20 protein-coding genes are annotated in these 20,574 nt (G+C 71.0%); 12 read left to right on the top strand and 8 right to left on the bottom strand.

Annotation, left to right across the window (positions count from 1 at the left end; all coding sequences use genetic code 11):
* Window positions 1–149 precede the first annotated feature (149 nt).
* From HUT10_RS15830 to HUT10_RS15820, 3 genes are all read right to left on the bottom strand, one after another.
* Window positions 150–1,700, bottom strand: a complete 1,551-nt coding sequence (locus HUT10_RS15830) for a glycoside hydrolase family 13 protein (protein ID WP_176171910.1) — start codon at window positions 1,698–1,700, stop codon at window positions 150–152.
* The gene (locus HUT10_RS15825; RefSeq protein WP_176171909.1) at window positions 1,697–2,098 is read right to left on the bottom strand and encodes a globin; all 402 of its coding nucleotides are present in this window, start codon (window positions 2,096–2,098) and stop codon (window positions 1,697–1,699) included. The genes HUT10_RS15830 and HUT10_RS15825 overlap by 4 nt, the downstream gene beginning before the upstream one ends.
* A gap of 163 nt (window positions 2,099–2,261) precedes the next feature.
* Complete coding sequence (locus tag HUT10_RS15820; RefSeq protein ID WP_254897470.1) at window positions 2,262–3,245, bottom strand: mechanosensitive ion channel family protein; 984 nt, start codon at window positions 3,243–3,245, stop codon at window positions 2,262–2,264.
* Window positions 3,246–3,612: 367 nt separating this feature from the next.
* Between HUT10_RS15820 and HUT10_RS15815 the strand changes: the two genes are divergently transcribed.
* Window positions 3,613–4,110, top strand: coding sequence for an HNH endonuclease (locus HUT10_RS15815; RefSeq protein ID WP_176171908.1), 498 nt, complete (start codon window positions 3,613–3,615; stop codon window positions 4,108–4,110).
* 108 nt (window positions 4,111–4,218) lie between these two features.
* Here the strand turns inward: HUT10_RS15815 and HUT10_RS51010 are convergent, their stop codons facing one another.
* Window positions 4,219–4,590 (bottom strand): hypothetical protein, encoded by a 372-nt coding sequence (locus HUT10_RS51010; protein ID WP_254896891.1) that lies wholly within the window; start codon window positions 4,588–4,590, stop codon window positions 4,219–4,221.
* A 278-nt stretch (window positions 4,591–4,868) separates the two neighbouring features.
* On the opposite strand from HUT10_RS51010, the gene HUT10_RS15810 reads away from it, so the two are divergent.
* Window positions 4,869–5,123: a hypothetical protein gene (locus HUT10_RS15810; protein ID WP_176171907.1), complete on the top strand. Its 255-nt coding sequence runs from the start codon at window positions 4,869–4,871 to the stop codon at window positions 5,121–5,123.
* The gene (locus HUT10_RS15805) at window positions 5,110–5,598 is read left to right on the top strand and encodes a DUF5130 family protein (protein WP_176171906.1); all 489 of its coding nucleotides are present in this window, start codon (window positions 5,110–5,112) and stop codon (window positions 5,596–5,598) included. The genes HUT10_RS15810 and HUT10_RS15805 overlap by 14 nt, the downstream gene beginning before the upstream one ends.
* 309 nt (window positions 5,599–5,907) lie before the next feature.
* Here the strand turns inward: HUT10_RS15805 and pepN are convergent, their stop codons facing one another.
* Window positions 5,908–8,475, bottom strand: coding sequence for an aminopeptidase N (pepN, locus tag HUT10_RS15800; protein WP_176177844.1), 2,568 nt, complete (start codon window positions 8,473–8,475; stop codon window positions 5,908–5,910).
* 153 nt (window positions 8,476–8,628) lie between these two features.
* Here pepN and HUT10_RS15795 point away from each other — a divergent pair, with 153 nt between their 5' ends.
* On the top strand, window positions 8,629–9,249 hold the full coding sequence (locus tag HUT10_RS15795; RefSeq protein WP_176171905.1) for a DsbA family protein: 621 nt from the start codon (window positions 8,629–8,631) through the stop codon (window positions 9,247–9,249).
* Between the two features lie 61 nt (window positions 9,250–9,310).
* Here the strand turns inward: HUT10_RS15795 and HUT10_RS15790 are convergent, their stop codons facing one another.
* Window positions 9,311–10,120 carry an MBL fold metallo-hydrolase gene (locus HUT10_RS15790; RefSeq protein ID WP_176171904.1) on the bottom strand — a complete coding sequence of 270 codons (810 nt, stop codon included), beginning with the start codon at window positions 10,118–10,120 and terminating at the stop codon, window positions 9,311–9,313.
* Entirely contained in the window at window positions 10,117–10,833 is a 717-nt protein-coding gene (locus tag HUT10_RS15785) for a 2-phosphosulfolactate phosphatase (RefSeq protein ID WP_254897469.1), read from the bottom strand. The genes HUT10_RS15790 and HUT10_RS15785 overlap by 4 nt, the downstream gene beginning before the upstream one ends.
* 51 nt (window positions 10,834–10,884) lie before the next feature.
* On the opposite strand from HUT10_RS15785, the gene HUT10_RS15780 reads away from it, so the two are divergent.
* A complete protein-coding gene (locus HUT10_RS15780) occupies window positions 10,885–11,358 on the top strand; it encodes a ribose-5-phosphate isomerase (protein WP_176171902.1) in 474 nt (157 codons plus the stop codon).
* Window positions 11,358–12,167, top strand: a complete 810-nt coding sequence (locus HUT10_RS15775) for an Fpg/Nei family DNA glycosylase (protein ID WP_176171901.1) — start codon at window positions 11,358–11,360, stop codon at window positions 12,165–12,167. The genes HUT10_RS15780 and HUT10_RS15775 overlap by 1 nt, the downstream gene beginning before the upstream one ends.
* 53 nt (window positions 12,168–12,220) lie before the next feature.
* Here HUT10_RS15775 and HUT10_RS15770 read toward each other — a convergent pair whose 3' ends face one another.
* Window positions 12,221–13,033 carry a hypothetical protein gene (locus HUT10_RS15770; protein ID WP_176171900.1) on the bottom strand — a complete coding sequence of 271 codons (813 nt, stop codon included), beginning with the start codon at window positions 13,031–13,033 and terminating at the stop codon, window positions 12,221–12,223.
* 146 nt (window positions 13,034–13,179) lie between these two features.
* Here HUT10_RS15770 and HUT10_RS15765 point away from each other — a divergent pair, with 146 nt between their 5' ends.
* The 6 genes from HUT10_RS15765 to HUT10_RS15740 all read left to right on the top strand — a co-directional run bounded on the left by HUT10_RS15765 (window position 13,180) and on the right by HUT10_RS15740 (window position 20,572).
* Window positions 13,180–14,055 (top strand): TIGR03619 family F420-dependent LLM class oxidoreductase, encoded by an 876-nt coding sequence (locus HUT10_RS15765; protein WP_176171899.1) that lies wholly within the window; start codon window positions 13,180–13,182, stop codon window positions 14,053–14,055.
* 5 nt (window positions 14,056–14,060) lie between these two features.
* Window positions 14,061–14,501 carry a nuclear transport factor 2 family protein gene (locus HUT10_RS15760; protein ID WP_176171898.1) on the top strand — a complete coding sequence of 147 codons (441 nt, stop codon included), beginning with the start codon at window positions 14,061–14,063 and terminating at the stop codon, window positions 14,499–14,501.
* 132 nt (window positions 14,502–14,633) lie between these two features.
* Entirely contained in the window at window positions 14,634–15,230 is a 597-nt protein-coding gene (locus HUT10_RS15755; protein ID WP_254896890.1) for a TetR/AcrR family transcriptional regulator, read from the top strand.
* Between the two features lie 12 nt (window positions 15,231–15,242).
* Entirely contained in the window at window positions 15,243–15,731 is a 489-nt protein-coding gene (locus HUT10_RS15750) for a hypothetical protein (RefSeq protein ID WP_176171896.1), read from the top strand.
* Window positions 15,732–16,411: 680 nt separating this feature from the next.
* Window positions 16,412–19,264 (top strand): LuxR family transcriptional regulator, encoded by a 2,853-nt coding sequence (locus HUT10_RS15745; RefSeq protein WP_303246967.1) that lies wholly within the window; start codon window positions 16,412–16,414, stop codon window positions 19,262–19,264.
* 279 nt (window positions 19,265–19,543) lie between these two features.
* Window positions 19,544–20,572: a GDP-mannose 4,6-dehydratase gene (locus HUT10_RS15740; protein WP_176171894.1), complete on the top strand. Its 1,029-nt coding sequence runs from the start codon at window positions 19,544–19,546 to the stop codon at window positions 20,570–20,572.
* Window positions 20,573–20,574 lie beyond the last annotated feature (2 nt).

The raw sequence follows: 20,574 nt of genomic DNA, 5'->3' as shown, positions 1-20,574 counted from the left end.
TAGCTCGCCCTCCACGAGCGGGCAGCTCGACGACGGCACCTCAGACGAGCCAGACGGCCGAATCTGCGGGCAGCTTCTCCTCCACGAGCCAGGCGGCCGAATCTGCCGGCAGCTTGCCCTCCACGAGCGGGCAGCTCGACGACAGCACCTCAGACCAGCCAAGCAGCCGCATCCGCCGGCAGTTTCCCCTCCACCAGCGGGCTGCTCGACAACAGCACCTCACCAGGCGGCAGCGCAATCGGCGAAGCCGACGTGTTCAAAGCGCACACCAGCCCACCCCCGCGCCGCCGGAAGGCGAAACAGCCCGCCGGGGCGCCGTACCACTCCAGCTCGTCGCCGCTGAACGCCGGGTGCGTCTTCCGCAGCTCGATCGCTGCGCGGTACAGGGACAGCGTCGAGTCCGCGTCCTCGATCTGCTTCTCCACCGTCAGCCCCGCCCACGATGCCGGCATCGGCAGCCACGTGCGGGGGTTGCGCGAGAAGCCGAACGGCGGCAGATCGCCCTCCCACGGCAGGGGGACCCGGGCGACGTCGCGGCCGAACTCGGGGCCGCTCGTCTTCGCTCGTGGGTCCGCCATGTCCGATGCGGCCAGCTCGACGTTCGCCAGCCCCAGCTCTTCGCCGTTGTACAGGTAGATCGCGCCCGGCAGGGCCAGCTCGACCAGGGCCATCGCCCTCGCTCGGCGGACTCCGGTGGCGCCGCCGCCGTAGCGGCTGACCTGGCGCCAGACGTCGTGGTTGCCCAGCGTCCAGGTCGCCGGGGCGCCCGTTCGGGCCGGGACTGCCAGGGACCGCTCGATGGCCGTGCGCATCGCGTCGGCGTCGAAGTGGGTGAGCACCAGGCGGAAGTTGAACGCCAGGTGCAGCTCGTCCGGCCGCAGGTAGCGCGACAGGCGCTCCTCGTCGGTCACCCAGATCTCGCCGACCGCCATCGCGTCCGGGAACTCGTCGAGCACCTTGCGGATCATCTGGTGGATCTCGTGGACGCCGTCGTTGTCCCAGCGCGGGTCGTAGTAGTGGCTCGGCCCCAGCGCGTCCGCGCGCGGGTCCATGTCCGGCAGGCCGGGCGGCTTCGCCATGCCGTGGGCGACGTCGATGCGGAAGCCGTCGACGCCGCGTTCCAGCCAGAACCGCAGGGTGCGTTCCAGGTCGGCGGCGACCTCGGGATTGGCCCAGTTCAGGTCCGGCTGCTGCGGCGCGAACAGGTGCAGGTACCACTGGCCGTCCGGCACGCGCGTCCAGGCCGGGCCGCCGAAGGCGCTGACCCAGTTGTTCGGCGGGTCCTCGCCCTTCGGGCCGACACCGTCGCGGAAGACGTACCGGTCGCGCTCCGGGCTGCCCGGCGCCGCGGCCATCGCCGACTTGAACCAGGCGTGCTGGTTGCTGGTGTGGTTGGGGACGACGTCGACGGTCACCTTGATGCCGCGCTTGTGCGCCTCGGTGAGCAGCACGTCGAAGTCGCCGAGGGTGCCGAACATCGGGTCGACGTCCCGCGGGTCGGCGATGTCGTAGCCGTGGTCGGCCATGGGGGAGCGGTAGAACGGCGTCAGCCACAGCGCGTCGACGCCCAGCAGCTCCAGGTAACCGAGCCGGGCGTGGATGCCTTCCAGGTCCCCGACGCCGTCACCGTCCGAATCGGCGAACGAGCGCACGTAGACCTGGTAGAAGACGGCATCGCGCCACCAGGCTTCCTGTCTCATACGAAGCTGTTCATCATGCTGTGCGCCGCCATCTCCAGGTAGGCCCACAGCTGCCCCCGGTAGGGTTCTTCGAGGTTTTCTTCGTCGACGGCGATCCGGATGCACCGCAGCCAGGCGTCCCGCTCGAGCGGCCCGATCTTGAACGGCGCGTGCCGCATCCGCAGCCGCGGGTGGCCGCGCTGGTCGGAGTAGGTGTGCGGGCCGCCCCAGTACTGGATGAGGAACAGCCGGAACCGCTCCTCGGCCGGCCCGAGGTCCTCCTCGGGGTAGAGGGGGCGCAGGATCTCGTCGCGCGCGACCTCCTCGTAGAACCGCCCGACGATCCGGCGGAAGGTCGGTTCGCCGCCGACCGCTTCGTAGAGGTTCGCCGGTTCGCTCACTGCAGACACGCCTTCCATTTTGCCCTTGGGGTACGGCTTCCCGACGCCCGGTCCGGTGATGCCGGATGGTCGCAAATCCGTTTCCCAGCGTAACCGCGGCTCACGGCAGCATGCGGACGATGCGCGGCGAGCGGGGCCGCGGCATCCGCACCCCCGGACGCCGCGGCTCGCTCGAGCCGAGTCACTTCTTTTCGGCCGCCGGGGCCGCGGGCGGGAACAGGCGGCCGAGCGGCGGGTCGAAGCCCGCCTCCTCCAGGGCCGCCAGCAGCTGGGCCCGCAGCGCCCGCTGCACCGCCCACTGCTTGCCCGGGCGGACCTTCACCGTCAGGCGCAGCTGGATGCCCTCCGGTGTGACGCTTTCCACACCCAGCATCTCCGGCGGCTCGAGGACGTTGTCCTTCAGCGCGTCACCCTCCGTGGCCGCCGAGGCCGCGTCCGCGAGCACCGTCGCCGCGCGCTCGACGTCCGCCGTGTAGCCAAGGGGAACGTCGACCACGGCCACCGCGAAGCCCTGGCTCGAGTTGCCGACGCGCAGCACTTCGCCGTTGCGGACGTACCAGACCGTGCCCTTGACGTCGCGCAACGTCGTGATCCGCAGGCCGACGGACTCGACCGTGCCGGACGCTTCGCCGACGTCCACGACGTCACCCACGCCGTACTGGTCCTCGACCATCATGAAGATCCCGGACAGGAAGTCCTTGACCAGGTTCTGCGCGCCGAACCCGATGGCGACGCCGATGATGCCCGCCGAGGCGATGATCGGGCCCAGGTTGATGCCGAGTTCGCCCAGCACGAGGATGAACGCCAGGCCGTAGATCAGGAACGTCGCCATCGACTTCAGCACCGAGCCGATGGTCTTCGCGCGCTGGCGGCGCCGTTCGATCACCGCGGAGCCGAGCACCTCCGGCGCGCGCTCGCGCAGGGGCCGCAGCATCGACGGGAGCTTGCCGCCCGTCTTCGGCAGCGTCGTGACGCGGTTGATCAGCCGCCGCACCAGCATGCGGACCAGGAACGCGATGACGATGATCATCAGGATCTTGACCGGCTTGGTGATCAGCCAGTTCGCCGAGCCCGCCAGCCACGCGTTGTTCGTGACGTCGTACACCTGGTAACAGAACGTGCTGGGGTCCTTCAGGCACGGCGGCGGATCGGCGGAGGGGAGCAGGGAGAGCACGGGGTTCAGTTCATCCTTCCGATCGGGTCGGGCACCCCAACGCCGAGTGGATGTTGGGTCGCGTGGATGTGACACGTCTTGTAACACACGTGCGCTGGGGGCCTGTTCTGTGGTCGACTATGCCTACGCCCCTGGAGGTGGTCGAGTGCCAGACCGACAACCCAGCCCCCGCGGCGTCTCCGGCCAAGCCACGGCCGACGAGGCGCCAGAGGTGGTTCTGCGTGCCTATCCGGGGGGTTCCGCATCCGGCGGAACCGTCCCGGCCGGGCCGGGGACCCGCCCAGGGGGAGTGACCCGCCCGCCCGGACAGCGTAGTAGAGGCCGTGATCCGGCTGCCCCGGCCTGGGGCCGGCGCCGGGTGCTCCTGCTCAACGCCACCTTCGAGCCGCTGACGGCGTTGCCGCTGCGGCGCGCCGTCGTGCTCGTGATGTGCGGCAAGGCCGAAGTGGTCCACGGTGACCCCGGCGGGATCGAGCTGCACTCGGCGAAGGTCTCGCTGCCGGTGCCCTCGGTGATCCGCCTCAGCACGTACGTGCGCGTACCGTATCGCGCGCAGGTACCGCTGACCCGTGCGGGGCTGATGCACCGCGACCGGTACCGCTGCGCCTACTGCGGAGGACGGGCCGAGACGATCGACCACGTCGTCCCGCGCAGCCGGGGCGGCCCCCACAGCTGGACCAACTGCGTCGCCTGCTGCGCCAAGTGCAACCACCGCAAGGCGGACCGGCTGCTCTCGGAGATCGGCTGGCGGCTGCGGATCGTCCCGCGGGCGCCCCACGGCCCGCACTGGCGGCTGCTCGCCCACTCCAAGGAGGCCGACCCGCTCTGGCGGCCGTACCTCGGCTCCGCCGCCTGATGCACGGGGGTGGAGCCCCCTGGACAAGCCGGCGCCCCGGCTGCCTGTGCGGCGGCCGGGGCGAGCCGGGTGCTTGCGCTCAGGTGGTGCGCGTCCCTGGAGTACGGGTCAGGCAGCGAGCGTGTAGTCGCTCTGGCAGGTGACGCGAGTGCCCATGGTGACGCGCGTGCCGCGCGTGACCCGGGTGCCTCGCGTGACGCGGGTGCCGCAGGTGACTCGCGTGCCGGCCGTCACACGCGTGCCCATCGTGACGCGCGTGCCACGCGTGACCCGGGTCCCTCGGGTGACTCGCGTGCCCGCCGTCACCCGGGTGCCCGCCGTGACCCGCGTTCCGGCTGTCACGCGTGTACCGCGAGTGACGCGTGTACCGCGGGTAACCCTTGTGCCCGCCGTCACACGCGTTCCGGGCACGAATTCGGTGTCGCTCGGTGACGAGAAGGTCTCGGTGATCGCCTGTGCGGGCGTGTGGACGCTGTTCATGGCAAGGCCTCCTGGGACCGGTGCGTTACCTGCTGGGGCTGGGGAGCGGGGCGCAAGGCCCGTACAGGTGAAAAAGCTACGAGGATTTCAAGGCCCGGACAAGACGACAGCGGCGGGTGCGGCCGCCTGTACGTTGAGTTGCAACCTTTCGGCCCGACGGTCTTCGCCCCAACGTTCCAGTGGCCGCGAGCCAAGCGGCGGACGGCGGTCGGCTTACGACGAACGGTCGAGTGCGCCGCGCGCGGTGGGTGCGGAGGTCATCCGATACGCTCAGCGCCGTGAACGTTGTCGAGACGATCGTGGTCTTCGCCGTGATCCCGCTGGCCATCTACGGCCTCGCCGGGCTGCTGACGCTCCGGCGCCGGTCCGGCGGTGCCCCGCGGCACCGGTCCGGCCAGGCCTGGGAGTACCCGGCCATGTGGTGGAGCGCCAACCCCGAAGGGGCGGGCACCGCCCACCGGCACGCCGGTATCGAGAACAGCGCGCCCGAGGGCGCTCCGACCGCGGCGGGAGGCGCTCGTGGCAACTGGTGAGCTGACGAAGCGCGTCGACGAGTCCGAGCTGGGCTACGGCGAGGCGCTGATGGCCACCGGACGGGTGTCCGCGGCCAAGATGTACGAGCCGGAGGCGCCGTCCGGGCCGTTCAACACGCGGCAGCTGGCCCGCCTCGACGAGGCCCTGACGTTCGCTTCGCGCGAGACCGGGCTGGACTTCAGCCTGTACCTCGGCGAGCTCGGGGCCGAGAGCCGGGTGACGGCGGAGAAGCTGCACGCGACGACGGCCGATCCGGCGAACTCGGTGCTGATCGCGGTTTCGCCGGGTGAGCGGGTCATCGAGATCGTGACCGGCAAGGCGGCGCACCTGCGCCTGCCGGACCGCGGCGCCAAGCTGGCGGTGGCGAGCATGGTGGCCTCGTTCAAGGAGGGCGACCTGATCCGCGGACTGGTCAACGGCCTGGTGAACGCGCTGCGCATGCTGTCCGACCAGGCGGGCCCCGCGCCGCGCTGATCTTCGGAAGTGATCGGCCCGCGCCCCGCTGATCTTCGCAAGCGAACGGCCCCGCACCTGCTGGTGCGGGGCCGTTTCGCGTTCGGACCTGGGGTTTGGCTCGGTATCCCCAGGGCTGGGGTGTTGTGGACAACCGGTGGGCGGCCGGCGGTCGGTTGCCGGTTTTTGTCGGTTGGGCTCGATACGCTGGAAGCGGGGGCAGCCCCCAGGGAGGGCGGGTCGTGCCGGGGCGGCGCTGCTGAGGGGCTATGCCCCAGCGGGCCATGCCGGGGGCCGGGCCGTGCCGGAGCACGACCCGACCCCGGGAACTCAGGCCTGGGCGTCGAAGTCCCGCGCCGCCAAAGCCCGGACGATCCCCGCGCGGCCTTCCGAAACCAACCGGCGCAAAGCCTGGGGGTGCTCACCCTTCAGCCACTCGTCCGAGGCCGTCACCGTCTCCGGGGCCACCGCCCATGACGGGTACAGCCCGATCGCGATCGGCTGGGCCCGCTCGCTCGAACGGCGCTGCCACACCTCGTCGATCACCTCGAAGTACTTCGCCACGTACGACCCCAGCAGCGCCTTCTGGCCCGGGTGGGAGAAGCCCGAGATGAGCGAGTCGCTCACCGCGTTCGGGAGCTCGTCGTCGTACACCGCTCGCTGCCACGCGTCCGCCTTGGCCTCCGGTTCCGGGCGGAGGGCGCGGGCTCGCTCGGCCTGGCGGCGACCGGTGGCCGTGTTGTCGCGCTTGAGCTCGGCGTCGATCTCCGGTGCTGCCGCCTTCCCGTGGGCCACCAGTGCGTGCAGGAGGCGCCAGCGCAGGTCCGTGTCCACCGTCAGGCCCTCCAGCGGGGCCGAACCGTCCAGCCAACCGGACAGCACCGCCAGCGTGGCGTCGTCCAGCACCGAGCCGGCCAGCGAGTTCACGAACGCCAGCTGGTGGTCCGAACCCGGCTCGGCGCCCCGGACCAGCTCCAGCAGCCGCGCGGTGAACGCCGGCCACCCGCGAGAGACCGCCCACTCCTGCTCCGCGTACGAGTTCAGCGCCGTCTGGGCCTGCAGCAGCAGGCGCTGGACCACGCCGACCTCGGACTCCGTGTGGATCCCTCGCTGGACCAGCGTCACGAAGTCGCGGGCCTTCAGCTCGGCCTCGCGGGTCATCTCCCACGCCGCCGACCAGCACAGGGTGCGCGGGAGGGGCTCGGTGATGTCCGCGATGCGGTCGATCAGCGTCGTCAGGGACGCCGGGTCGAGGCGCATCGTGCAGTACGTCAGGTCGTCGTCGTTGACCAGGACCAGTTTGCCCGCCGGGCGGCCGACCAGGTCCGGTACCTCGGTGCGCTCGCCGTCGACGTCCAGCTCGACGCGCTGGGTCCGGACGATCTTGCCGGACGCGTCCTCGTCGTAGACACCCACGGCCACGCGGTGCGTGCGCAGCTCGCCGGCGCCCGGCTTCGCGCCCGACTGCACGACGGCGAACGAGGTGAACGTGCCGTCCGCGCCGACCTCGTAGCGCGGGCTCAGCGAGTTGAGCCCGGTCGTCTCCAGCCACTGCGCGCTCCACCACGACAGGTCGCGGCCGGACGCCTCCTCCAGCGCGCCGAGCAGGTCGGCCAGCGTGGCGTTGCCCCAGGCGTGCTTGCCGAAGTACACCTTGAGGCCGTCGAGGAAGTGGTCGAGGCCGACGTAGGCGACGAGCTGCTTGAGCACGCTCGCGCCCTTGGCGTAGGTGATGCCGTCGAAGTTGACCTCGACCGCGTGCAGGTCGACGATGTCGGCCGCGATCGGGTGCGTCGAGGGCAGCTGGTCCTGCCGGTACGCCCACGACTTCTCGATGTTCGCGAAGCTCGTCCAGGCGTTCTTGTACTCGGTCGCCTCGGCCTGGGCCAGCACGCTCGCGAAGGTCGCGAACGACTCGTTCAGCCACAGGTCGTCCCACCAGCGCATGGTGACCAGGTCGCCGAACCACATGTGCGCCATCTCGTGCAGCAGCGTCTCGGCGCGCCGCTCGTAGGCGTAGCGGGTGACGCGGCTGCGGAAGACGTAGTCCTCCAGGAACGTCACCGCGCCGGCGTTCTCCATCGCGCCCGCGTTGAACTCCGGCACGAACAGCTGGTCGTACTTGGAGAACGGGTAGGGCGTGCCGAACTTCTCGTGGTAGAAGCCGAAGCCCTGCTTGGTCTCGGTGAAGAGGCGGTCGGCGTCCATGTGCTCGGCCAGCGACGCGCGGCAGTAGATGCCGAGCGGGATCGTCTTGTGGTCGTCGGTGTACTCGTCGTGCCATTCGGAGTACGGGCCGGCGACCAGCGCGACGAGGTAGGTGGAGATCCGCTCGGACTCGCGGAACACCGTGCGGACGGCGCCTTCCGGCGTCTCTTCGGCGGACTCGGCGATGGCGTTGGAGACGACCTTCCAGTCCTTCGGCGCGATCACCGTGAGCCGGTAGACCGACTTCAGGTCCGGCTGGTCGAAGCAGGCGAACATGCGCTTGGCGTCCGCCGTCTCGAACTGCGTGTACAGGTAGACGCCGTCGTCGACCGGGTCGACGAACCGGTGCAGGCCTTCGCCGGTGTTCATGTACCGGCAGTCGGCGGTCACCGTGAGCTCGTTGGACTCGGCCAGCCCGGCCAGCGCGATGCCCTTGTCCTCGACGTACGCGCTGACGTCGACGTCCGCGCCGTTCAGGGTCGCCGAGTGCACGCGGTCGGCGACGATGTCGACCCACGTCGATTCGCCGGCCCGGGCGCTGGAGAACCGGACGGTCGTCGTCGACGCGAAGGTCTTCTCCCCGGGGCCGCCGTGGCCGTCGGTCAGATCGAGCTCGATGTCGTAACCGGTGACGTCGAGCAGATCCGCGCGCAGCTTGGCTTGATCACGGGTCAGGTTGGGGGCGGGCACAGGCACCTCTGGTCGTTGGTATCGGTTTTCAACTCCCCGCATCCAATCATGGGGACGGGGTGGCGGGCGATAAGGGAACAACCCCGGGTTGCGCGGTGTTGGCTCGTCGTGTGGGGGTCCGCCCACACCGAGACGCCACTCAGGAGCACCCGAATGACCGCTGCCGAGCAGCCCACGAAGGTCGATTTCTACTTCGACCCGATCTGCCCGTTCGCGTGGATCACCTCCCGCTGGATCCTCGAGGTGGAAAAGCACCGCAACCTGGATCTGCACTTCCGGATCATGAGCCTGTCGGTCCTGAACGAGGGCCGGGACGAGCTGCCCGAGCAGTACAAGGAGCTGCTGGCGAAGGGCTGGGGCCCGGTGCGGGTCGCCGTCGCGCTTTCGCAGCTCAAGGGCGAAGAGGTGCTGCGCGAGTACTACACCGAGTTCGGCACCCGCTACCACAACCAGGGCACCAAGGACTACGACGTGGTGATCAAGGAGGCTCTCGCCGCGATCGGCGCGCCGGCCGAGCTGGCCGACGCCGCGCACTCCACCGAGTACGACGAGGCGCTGAAGAAGAGCCACCACGAGGGCATGGACCCGGTCGGCATGGACGTCGGCACCCCGACGATCCACATCGACGGCGTGGCGTTCTTCGGCCCGGTCCTGACCTCGATCCCGCGGGGCGAGGCCGCGCTGAAGGTGTTCGACGGCGCCGTGGCGCTGGCGAGCTACCCGGACTTCTTCGAGCTCAAGCGCACCCGCTCGGGTGAGCTGAACTTCGACTGAGCCGGGGCCGGGGGGTCGCGGGACGGGGCGGTGGCGCAGAGGGCCACCGCCCCTCTCCTCGTCACGGGGTCGCGAGGGCGGCCAGGGTGACGTCGCCGGGATAGCGGGACGCGGCCACGGCGGCGACCTCGGTCGTCTCGCCGCGGCCCACGCCCGCTTTCAGCGTGATCAGTTCGTGCAGGCCGTCGCGGTGGTAGCGGACGAACCCGGCGTCGACCGGGTCGCCGTGGCCGGGGACCACCACGCGGGGCTCCAGCGCGAGGATCCGGTCGAACGCGGCCGGCCACGCGGTCAGGTCCGTTTCGTCGCTGAACGAATACTCGCTGAATCCCGCTTCGGCGTGTTCGACGACATCACCGGCGAAGACGACGCCCGCGTCCGGGACGTGCACCACGACGTCGTGGCTCGTGTGCGCGCGGCCCGGGTGCAGCAGGACAGCCGTGCGGCCGCCCAGGTCGAGCTCGACGCGGTCGGTGAACGTGTGGTCCGGGCCGGTGATGGTCGTGCGCCCGATCGCGTCGGCGATCTCCGGCTTGCCCTCCGCGCGGTAGTGCGCGACCCACTTGGCGCGCACGGTCTCCAGGTCCGTCCTCAGCTCGGCCGCGCAGCCTTCGTGCGCCCAGACCTCGCAGGGCAGGAACGCCTCGGTGCCCCAGGCGTGGTCGAAGTGCGCGTGCGTGTACACCACGACCCACGGCAGCGGCGTGACCTCCCGGACCGCCGCGGCGAGCTCGGCGCCCTGCTCGAGGTCGCCGCGCGTGTCGACGACCAGGCAGCGTTCGGTGCCCACGACCAGCCCGGCGGTCAGGTCCAGCTCCTCGTACCGGCGCGCGTGCACGCCCTCGGCGACCTCGATCCAGCGGCCGGTCATGCCAGTACTCCTTCGCTCAGGACGGGAGCGGTTCCGCTCACGTCGGATCGGGCGGCCAGGACGACGTCGCCGCCGTGGCCTGCTTCGGTCAGCTCACGCCCCGACACGCAGCTGCTCAACGCCGTGACGTCGACGGACCGCGCCGCGAGCGCCGCTTCGGCGGACAGCGAAAGCCCGTGCCCGGCCAGCGCGGCGGCGATCGCCCCGGCGCCCACCTGGTCCTCGACGCACGGCCGCAGCGGACCCGGCGTCGTGCCCGCGCCGAAGATGTTCACCCCCCAGCGTTCCCCGGCCGCGATCAGCCCGACCGGGCAGACCAGCGCGACGGCCTTCGCCGCGACGGCGGAGGCGTTGCGCAGGCAGCCCACGAGCACCTTCGCTCCGGTCGCCGCGGCTGCGTCGCACAGCGTGGCGCCGTTGGGTGAGGGGAGGGCGAGCAGCGTGCCAGGAGGGATGTCCGTCACAGAAGACGGCCGCAGGGTGAATCCGCTCTCACCGGCGATGACCGCCCCGGCCGCCCGGGCCTGCGCGATCCCGCGCTCGTCACGCCACCGGACCGGCAGCACGCGGCCGCCGCGGCCGACCACGAGGTCCGTGGTGGTGCTGAAGGAAAGCACGTCGACCACCACCAGCACCGCGCATTCGCGGCCCAGTGCGGCCACCCCTTCGGCGCCCCAGTCGAGCCGCACGTCGCTGCCGGTCTGCTCCCAGATCCCCACCCCCGGAGCATGCCCGAAACCGGCCGTGGTGGCAGACTTCCGGCTGTGCGTGTCTATTTGGGATCCGACCATGCCGGTTTCGAGCTGAAGAACCACCTGGTGGCTCACCTGGAGAAGCAGGGGCACGAGGTGACCGACATCGGTCCGCACGTCTACGACGCGGCCGACGACTACCCGGCGTTCTGCGTCGAGACGGCGCTGCGCGTGGTGGCCGACGAGGGCAGCCGCGGCATCGTCGTCGGCGGCTCGGGCAACGGTGAGCAGATCGCCGCCAACAAGGTGCCCGGCGCCCGCGCCGGCCTCGCCTGGAGCGTCGAGACCGCGAAGCTGTGCCGCGAGCACAACCACGCCCAGCTGATCGGGGTCGGCGCCCGGATGCACACCGCCGAAGAAGCCGTCGAGATCGTCGAAGCGTTCCTGGCGACCGAGGTCTCGCCGGACGAGCGGCACGCCCGCCGCGTGCAGCAGCTGCTGGACTACGAGCGCACCGGGACGCCGCCGGCGCTGCCGGAGGCCTGATGCCCGAGGGGCACACGCTCCACCGGCTCGCGCGGCTGCACAAGCGCCGGTACGCCGGGGCGCCGGTCGAGGTGAGCAGCCCGCAGGGCCGGTTCGCCGCCGAAGCGTCCCGTTTGGACGGTCAGGTGTTCGTCGGCGCCGAGGCGTACGGCAAGCACCTCTTCCACGACTACGGCCCGCACGGCGTCGTGCACATCCACCTCGGGCTGTACGGCACGTTCGGCGAGTCCCCGCTGCCCGCGCCCGAGCCGGTGGGGCAGGTCCGGCTGCGGCTGGCCGGCCGGACACATTGGACGGACCTGCGCGGGCCCACGAAGTGCGAGCTGCTGGACCCCGCGCAGGCGGACGCGATCAAGGCCCGCCTCGGCCCCGACCCGCTGCGCCGCGACGCGAAACCGGAACTGGCCTGGGCGCGCATCTCGCGGTCGAAGACGTCGATCGCGGCGCTGCTGATGGACCAGGCGGTGCTCGCCGGCGTCGGCAACGTCTACCGCGCCGAGGTGCTGTTCCGCCACGGCGTCGCGCCGCTGACCCCGGGCCGCGCGCTGGACCGCGGGTTGTGGGACGAGATGTGGGCCGACCTGGTGACCCTGATGCGCGACGGCGTGCGCGTCGGCCGCATCGACACCGTCCGCCCGGAGCACCTGCCGGAGGCGATGGGCCGCGCGGCCCGGGTGGACCGCCACGGCGGCGAGGTCTACGTCTACCGGCGCGCGGGCGAGCCGTGCCTGGTGTGCGGGACGCTGGTGGCGAACTCGGAGCTGGCCGGGCGCAACCTCTATTGGTGCCCGAAGTGCCAGCTGCCCTGAAAACGCCGTGAGCGGCCCGTTCGGGTGAACGAGCCGCTCGTGGACGTCGGGGGTCAGAAGTCGAAACCGCCGCCGTCGAAGCCTCCGCCGTCGAACCCGCCCCCGTCGAAGCCGCCGCCCCAGTCGCCGCCGCCGTCTCCGCCGAAGTCGCCTCCGCCGTCACCGCCGAAGTCACCGCCGTCGCCGCCCGTGTCACCGGACTCGAGGGCGTCCTGCTGGCCCGCGTCGTAACCGGACTCCCACGCCGAGGCGCTCGCGATGCCGCTCATGCCCGAGAACATCGCGCTGAACAGGAACATCGACCCGAGACCCCAGGCACCGGCCACGAGCGCGGGCTTCCACCACGGCTCGCTGTACCAGCCCTGCGGCACCGGACGGCCCGCGACGCGACCGCCGGGGTAGTAGTACGGCGTGTCCTGACCGGCCTCCGGCGAGGCGGCGTAGTGCTGGCCCTCGACGTCGACCTCGCGGCGCTCGGTGACCTTGCCTGCGCGCTCGCGCTCGGCCTCCTCCGGCAGCTGCGGGCCGGGGTCCATGCCCATCGCGACCCGCGCGGCGCGGACGTAGTAGAGACCCTCGACGGCCGTGTCCTTGACCAGCCGGGCCTGCTCGATCGTGCGGGCCTGCTCCAGCTGCGAACCGGCCGCGTTGTAGCGCTCGCTCGCGTCGGCCATCGCCTGCTGCGACGCGGTGTCCGTGCCGTTGAGGTTGAGGACCTGGCCGCCGAGCCGCTCGACCAGGCGCCTGGCGTCGGCCTTGGCGTCGTCCAGCTCCCGCTGCCGGGCCGCGGCGCGCTGCCGCGAGAAATAGAGGCCGCCACCGACGATCACGACGACGAGCACGATCAGGAAGATCGCGGTGCCCATGGACCACTCCTGGAAGTTCGGGGCTCGGTGACCACGTGGTCACCTTCGAAACGGACAACGCGGACGCTACGCGGTGGGTTCCCGGAGCGTGACCGGGCCCACCACGAGCCCTGGCCGAGTAAACTAGAACACGTTATAGTTCGGTCATGAAGTTCACCCTGTCGATCGCGATGAACCCCCTCGATCAGCTGGGCGAGCTCGCCCGGGCCGCCGAAGAGGCCGGCTTCGCCTCCATTGCCCTGCCCGACTCGCTCTTCTACGCCGAGACGGTGGACACCGACTACCCGTACACCCCCGACGGCAGCCGGTTCTGGACCGCGGAGACCCCCTGGGTCGACCCGCTCGTGGCCACCGCGTCGATGGGGGCGGTGACCAGCCGGATCCACTTCTACACCTCGGTGCTGAAGCTCGGCTCCCGCAACCCGGTGCTGCTGGCCCGCCAGGTCGGCTCGGCGGCGGTGCTCACCGGCGGCCGGTTCGGCCTCGGGCTCGGCGTCGGCTGGCTGCCGCAGGAGTTCGAGTACTGCGGCGTGCCGTTCGAACGACGCGGCAAGCGGGTCGACGAGGCCATCGACGTGCTGCGGCTGATCCTCGGCGGCGGCATGGTCGAGTACCACGGCGAGTTCTACGACTTCGACAGGATCCGGATGAGCCCCGCGCCGCCGAGCCGGGTGCCGTTCTACATCGGCGGCCACACCGAGGTCGCGCTGAAGCGCGCCGCCCGGGTGGCCGACGGCTGGTCCTCGGCGATGATGAAGCTCGACGAGCTGCGCGACACCATCGCCCGGATCAAGGAGCTGCTGGCCGAGCGGGGCCGCGCCGACGACCCGTTCGAGTACCAGGCGGTGTGCATCGACGCCTTCGGCCTGGACGGCTACCGCGCGCAGGCGGAAGCGGGCGTCACCGACGTGATCACCATGCCGTGGGTGTTCGACGGCGTCGGGTTCGACGCGCCGGTCGAGCCGAAGCTCGACGCCATCCGCAGGTTCGGCACCGACATCATCGCCAAGTTCGAGGAGTGACCGCCGTGGACGTGCAGGTCAGCTGGGACACCGGGCAGGAGCAGCCGGCGGCGCGCCGCGCGGCGTTCGCGTCGATGACCGCGGTGGCCGCGGGGGACAAGGAGGGCTGGCTGGCCCTCTTCGCCCCGGACGCGGTGGTCGAGGACCCGGTCGGGCCGTCGTTCTTCGACGAAGAGGGCAAGGGGCACCACGGCCGGGAGGGCATCGGCGCGTTCTGGGACAAGACGATCGCAGGAGTCGAGCGCTTCGAGTTCACCATCCGCGACTCCCACGCGGGCGGCGACGAAGTGGCCAACGTCGGCACGATCACCACGTTCCTCCCGGGCGGCTACCGCGTCGACACCGACGGGGTGTTCGTCTACCGCGTCGGCGACGACGGCTTGATCCGGTCGGTGCGGGCCTTCTGGGAGACCGAGCGCGCGATGGCGACGGCCCGCCAGGTCTGACCCCTACCGCTGTGAAGGCCACCCCGGACGCCCCGGGGTGGCCTTTCCCGTGATCGACACGAACCGCAACCGCCCGGTTGCGGAAAGAGCGCATTCTGGCGGGTGTTTGCTCAACCGTGCTACTTTTTGCTCGTGCAAGCAAAAACGTTCACCGAGAACGCCCGGCGGGCGCAGATCGTCCGCGCGGCGATCGAGACCATCGGTGAACTGGGGTACGCGAAGGCTTCGTTCGGGCAGATCGCGAAACGCGCCGGGCTGAGCAGCACCGGCATGATCTCCTACCACTTCGACGGCAAGGCCGACCTGATCGCCGAAGTCGTCCGGGACGTGCTGGCCACGAGCCTCGCCTACATGCGGGAGCGGATCGACGCGGTGCGGGGGCCGGCAGCGGAGCTGCGTGCCTACATCGAGTCGAACCTGGCGTTCATCGCCGAGCACCCGGTCGAACTCACCGCGCTGCTCGAGAGCCTGCGCCACGGCGGTGGCGGCGCCACCACCGCTGGCAACGACGACTGGTACCACGGCGCCGTCGACATCCTGGAAACCTGCCTGCGCGAGGGGCAGCGCACCGGCGACTTCGGCCGGTTCGACCCGCGCGTCATGGCGATCACCGTCCGCCAGGCGATCGACGGCATCCACACCGAACTGCTCCGGCGTCCCGACACCGACGTCGACGCCTACGCGGCCGAACTCGTCGCGATCGTCGAACGGGCCACCGCGCCCGACTGAACTGGGGAAACCATGGCCACCTCGAACACCTCCGGGCGCGTGCTGCGGCCGGTCATCACCCTGCTCTACTTCAACCTGCTGATCAGCGTCGCGTTCGCGGTGCTCACCTTCCTGCACAAGGACGGCATCCTCGACTACCAGGTGCTGCACTGGGAGTCGACCGGCCAGGCCAACCCGGCCGACCGCGCGGAGACGCGCTCCTCACTGGAGAGCGTGCTGTGGATCCGCCCGGTGTCGGTGCTGGTCATCGCGATCGTCTACGTCCGGCTGGCCGGGCGGCTCAAGCTCGGCCGCCGCAGCACCTACGTCCGGCTGATGGTGATCACCGTCCTCGGGCTGGCCGGGTTGGTCTACCTCATCGTCGCGGCCGAGTTCCCGGACTGGATGCGGGCCGGCCAGGCGGGGCAGGCGCTGGTGCTGCTCGTGCTGTTCGTGCTGCTGTGCACGAAGAGCGTCCGCGGCTACTTCTCGAAGCAGGGCCGCGTCCGCGAGAAGGTCTGACCGCGGCTCGGGATTTCGTTCACGTACTGTTTCCCGGAGCTTATTCGGCGGCAACAGAAAAAAGGTTCGGGTTCCGGGGAAGTAATCGTTACCCAACGGCAAGGAGTCCGTACTCCATTCACTCGAACGCCCGAGTGCCGTCACGTCGGCTTCGACCCTGGGTGGAGTGCGGGTTCATGCAGCTTTTACCTGCTGCCGGTGTGTCGCGACCCGCCTGAGTGGAACGGGACCAAACGGACATCCTTGCGCGACGAACCCCTGTTGTGCCTCGTTGCGGCAGGTAGGGGCAGGTGGTAGCTTCTGATCGTTATCTCCTCGCGGTGAACCGGGCGATCAGGACAGTAATCGTCCAACGGCAACCGTGGGGATCTGGGGTCTGGGGAAAGGTCGTCCGATGAACGTTTACCGCGGTCCCTCTTAAGGGACGCCGAATAACACTTCGCCGCCGGCTCGTGCGCGAGTCGCCGGAAACTTTGTCATCACCAGGCACCTCGTTGGGGAGCGGTCTGCCGGGTTGATCGACCGTGAAGCATTGCGCGCGAGGAGCATTTGCCCGGTGCGCGCGGCTGTGCTGGTGATTCACGGGAATAGCCGGGTTGGGCCCGTCTGGGGCGGCCGCAACCCGGTGCGTGGATCAGCCGAATCCAACACGCAACGAATTCCTGGGGGAAGTACCTGTCATGCTCATCGAACGTGATTTCGAAACGGCGACACTGAGTCAGATGCTCGCCGACGCCTGCTCCGGGGCCGGCGGTGTCGGCCTGGTCCTCGGCCCGGTCGCCAGCGGCAAGACCGCGCTGCTGGAGACCTTCGGCAGGCACGCCGCGGGCACCGGCGCGGTCGTGCTCTCGGCGTCCGGCGCCCGGTCGGAGACCGCCGTCGGCCTCGGCGTCGTCTCCCAGCTGGTGCACACGCCGGGCGTCCGCGCGGACATCGCCGACCAGGTCTCGGCGTACGTGGAGGACGCCGAAGCCGACGCGACCCTGCTGGACAGCCGGTTCCTGCACCGCCTTTCCAGCGCGGTGCTCGGCTGGTCGGCCGAGACCCCGCTGGTCATCTGCGTCGACGACGCCCACCACGCCGATCCCGCGTCCCTGCAGTTCCTGCAGCACATGGCCCGGCGCATCCGGCCGGCCAGGGTGCTGGTGCTGCTCGCCGAGCGGGCCGACCCGGGCGAGCGGCGCCCGGTCCGCCACGTCGACCTGATGCGGCGGCCGCACTGCCGCCAGCTGCGGCTGGCCCCGCTGTCCCGCAACGGCGTCGGCGTCCTGCTGGCCGGCAAGCTCGACGAGGGCCGGGCCCACGCGCTGGCCGCGCGGTGCTTCGCGGTCAGCGGCGGCAACCCGCTGCTGGCCACGGCCCTGGTGCACGACACCCGGGCGGCCGGCACGGGCGAGGTCGTCGCGGGGGCCGCCTACCGGCACGCCGTGCTCAGCTGCCTGCACTCCAGCGAGCCGCGGGCGCTCGAACTCGCCAGGGCGCTGGCCGTCCTCGGCGACGACGAGCAGTCGCAGATCGCGCTGGCCGGCGGCATGGTCTCGTTCGCGCCGGCCACCACCGAGCCGGTGCGCCGGGCGCTGGAATCGGCCGGTGTGCTCGACGGGCACCGGTTCCGGCACGCCGAAGCCCGCGCCGCGGTGCTCGAGGAACTCGACCCCGGCGTGCGGGCCGCCCTGCACGGCCAGGCCGCCCGCCTGCTGTTCGACCAGGGCGCCCGCCCGACCGCCATCGCCGCCCACGTGGTGGCGGGGAACCTGGACGAGCCGTGGACCGAGCACCTGCTGTCCGAGGCGTCGGAGGCGGCGCTGCTCGAAGACGACGTCGAGCTGGCCCGCGCCTGCATCGCGCTGGCCAGCCGCTGCTGCACCGACGACCGCGACCGGGCCATCGCCAAGGCGTCGCTGGCCGACATCGAATGGCGGACCACCCCGGCGAAGGCGATGCGCCGGCTGCCGGAGCTGGTGCACGCGACCCGCGCCGGGCACCTGCCGGGCATCCGGGTCGTCGGCATCTTCGAGTTCCTGCTCTGGTTCGGCCGGGTCGACGAGGCCGTGGAGATCGCGAACGCGTTCGGCGACCTGGTCGACTGCCGGGACCGCCGCACCCGCGGCGAACTGCTGACGCTGTCGTCGTGGCTGGCCAGCTCGGTGCCGGGGATGCTCCACCTGGTCGAGCCGATGCTCGCCTCGATCACCGACGGCACCGCGGCACCGCAGCTCGGGCTCGCGGTGAACTCGCAGCTCAAGGCGATCGACGCGCTGACCAGCGCGGTGCGCGAAGGACCGTCGGAGGCCGCGGTGCTCGACGCCGAGCAGGTGCTGGAAGGCACCCGGATGACCGACATCACCCTGCGGCACCTGGTGTTCGCGGCGACGGTGCTGATCTACGCCGAACGCCTCGACAAGGCCGCCACCTGGTCGGACCACCTGATGGCGCAGGCCGCCGGGCGCCCGGCCCCGACCTGGCAGGCGTCACTGGCCGAGCTGCGCGCGGAGGTCGCGCTGCGGCAGGGCGACCTGCCGCTCGCGGCCCGCAACGCGAAGATCGCGCTGACGAAGATGACCCCGGAGGCGTGGGGCATCGGGGTGGGCGCGCCGCTGGCGACCCTGCTGGCCGCGCTGACCGAGATGGGCCGGCTCGACGAAGCGGCCGAGCTGCTCAACCAGCCGGTGCCGGACGCGCTCGGCGAAACCCGGTTCGGACTGCACTACCTGCACGCGCGCGGCCACTACTACCTCGCGACGGGCCGGCTGCCGACCGCGCTGAACGACTTCCTCGCCTGCGGGGAGCAGATGGCCCGGTGGGAGCTGGACCAGCCGTCGCTCGTGCCGTGGCGCTCCAGCGCCGCGGAGGTCTACCTGAAGCTGGGCGACCGCGAGAACGCCCGCGTGCTCGCCGAGGAGCAGGCGGCGAAGCTCGGCCCGGACTGCGGGGACCGCACCCGCGGCATCACCCTGCGGACGCTGGCGCTGGTGGCCGACCCGGCCCGGCGGCCCCGGCTGCTGCAGGAGGCGGTGGACGTGCTCGAAAAGTCCGGCGCCAAGCTGGAACTGGCCCGGACGCTGGCCGAGCTGAGCCGGGCGAGCGGGGACCCCGCCACCACCCGCACGGCCGAGCGGGACGCCAGGGTGCTGGCCAAGGAGTGCGGCGCGGAGCTGCTGCGGAAGACGTTCCTCGACGGCGGCGCGGCCGACGTGGTGGTCCCGCTCCGCGGTCCGGTCGCCCCGGCCGACGTCAAGCTGCTGACCGACGCCGAACAGCGGGTCGGCTGGCTCGCCGCGCGGGGGCACACCAACCGGGAGATCGCCAGCCAGCTCTACATCACCGTCAGCACGGTCGAACAGCACCTCACGCGCGTCTACCGGAAGCTGAGTGTCAGCCGGCGCCGCGACCTGGCGTCGGAGCCGCAGCTGCGGGTGCCGGAGCAGCAGGAGCGCCTGCCGGGCGTGCCGCGGCCGCCGGTCGCGGTCAACCACCGGGCGCCGGCGCCGCCGGTGCGCCGTCCACTGAGGCCGGTGCCGCCGGTCCGCTGACGGACGTGCCGAGAGAAGCCGGGATCCCGTACGGGGTCCCGGCTCTTTCCTTTGCCGGGACCCCTATAGGTGCGCCCCTAGGTTTCCCACCGGGGCCACTGACTTGGCGCCGGTTTCATTGACAAAGAACGGGCCTCCGGCGAACGTGAACGTCGTTGCCGGGCACCGGATCCGGCGCGATTTTCGCGGCGGCGAGGTGCACCGGAGCTGCTCGCACGGCGGCCGGACGACGCCACGGCGGGAGCTTTGCTCGTTACGTGGCAAGGGAAGGCGAACTTCATGGCGAAGCGTGCGTTGATCACCGGTATCACCGGGCAGGACGGCTCGTACCTGGCCGAGCACCTGCTGGCCGAGGGCTACCAGGTGTGGGGTCTGGTCCGCGGCCAGGCGAATCCGCGCAAGTCGCGGATCAGCAGGCTGGTCTCCGACCTCCACTTCGTGGAAGGCGACCTGATGGACCAGGTCAGTCTCGTGTCCGCGGTGGACTTCGTGCAGCCGGACGAGGTGTACAACCTGGCGGCCATCTCGTTCGTGCCGATGTCCTGGCAGCAGCCCGAGCTCACCACCGAGGTGAACGGCATGGGCGTGCTGCGGGTGCTCGAAGCGGTCCGGATGGTCTGCGGCCTCGACAAGTCCCGCCCGACCGGCGGCGGGATGCGGTTCTACCAGGCGTCCTCGTCGGAGATGTACGGCAAGGTCGCCGAGACCCCGCAGAACGAGCAGACGATCTTCCACCCGCGCAGCCCCTACGGCGTCGCGAAGACCTACGGGCACTTCATCACCAAGAACTACCGCGAATCCTTCGGCATGTTCGGGGTGTCCGGGATCCTGTTCAACCACGAGTCGCCGCGCCGCGGCGCCGAGTTCGTCACCCGCAAGATCACCATGGCGGTGGCGGAGATCAAGCTGGGCCTGCGCGACAAGCTCTACCTCGGCAACCTGGACGCCGTCCGCGACTGGGGCTTCGCCGGCGACTACGTCCGCGCGATGCACCTGATGCTGCAGCAGGAGACGGCGACCGACTACGTCGTCGGCACCGGGCAGATGCACTCGGTGCGGGACGCCGTCCAGATCGCCTTCGACGCGGTGGACCTGAACTGGCGCGACCACGTCGTCGTCGACCCGGCCCTGGTCCGGCCCGCGGAGGTGGAGACCCTGTGCGCCGACCCGCGGAAGGCCCGCGCCGAGCTCGGCTGGAAGCAGTCGGTCGACTTCGAGGAGCTGATGCGGATGATGGTCGAGGCCGACCTGCGGAAGGCGTCGAACGAGCACAAGTACAGCGAGCTGATGCTCGCCGGGAGCTGGTGACG

This window comes from Amycolatopsis sp. Hca4 (assembly GCF_013364075.1).
Taxonomy (GTDB): Bacteria; Actinomycetota; Actinomycetes; order Mycobacteriales; family Pseudonocardiaceae; genus Amycolatopsis.
The sequence above is the reverse complement of the archived record's forward strand: the minus strand, read 5'-3'. Positions and strand labels throughout refer to the sequence as shown.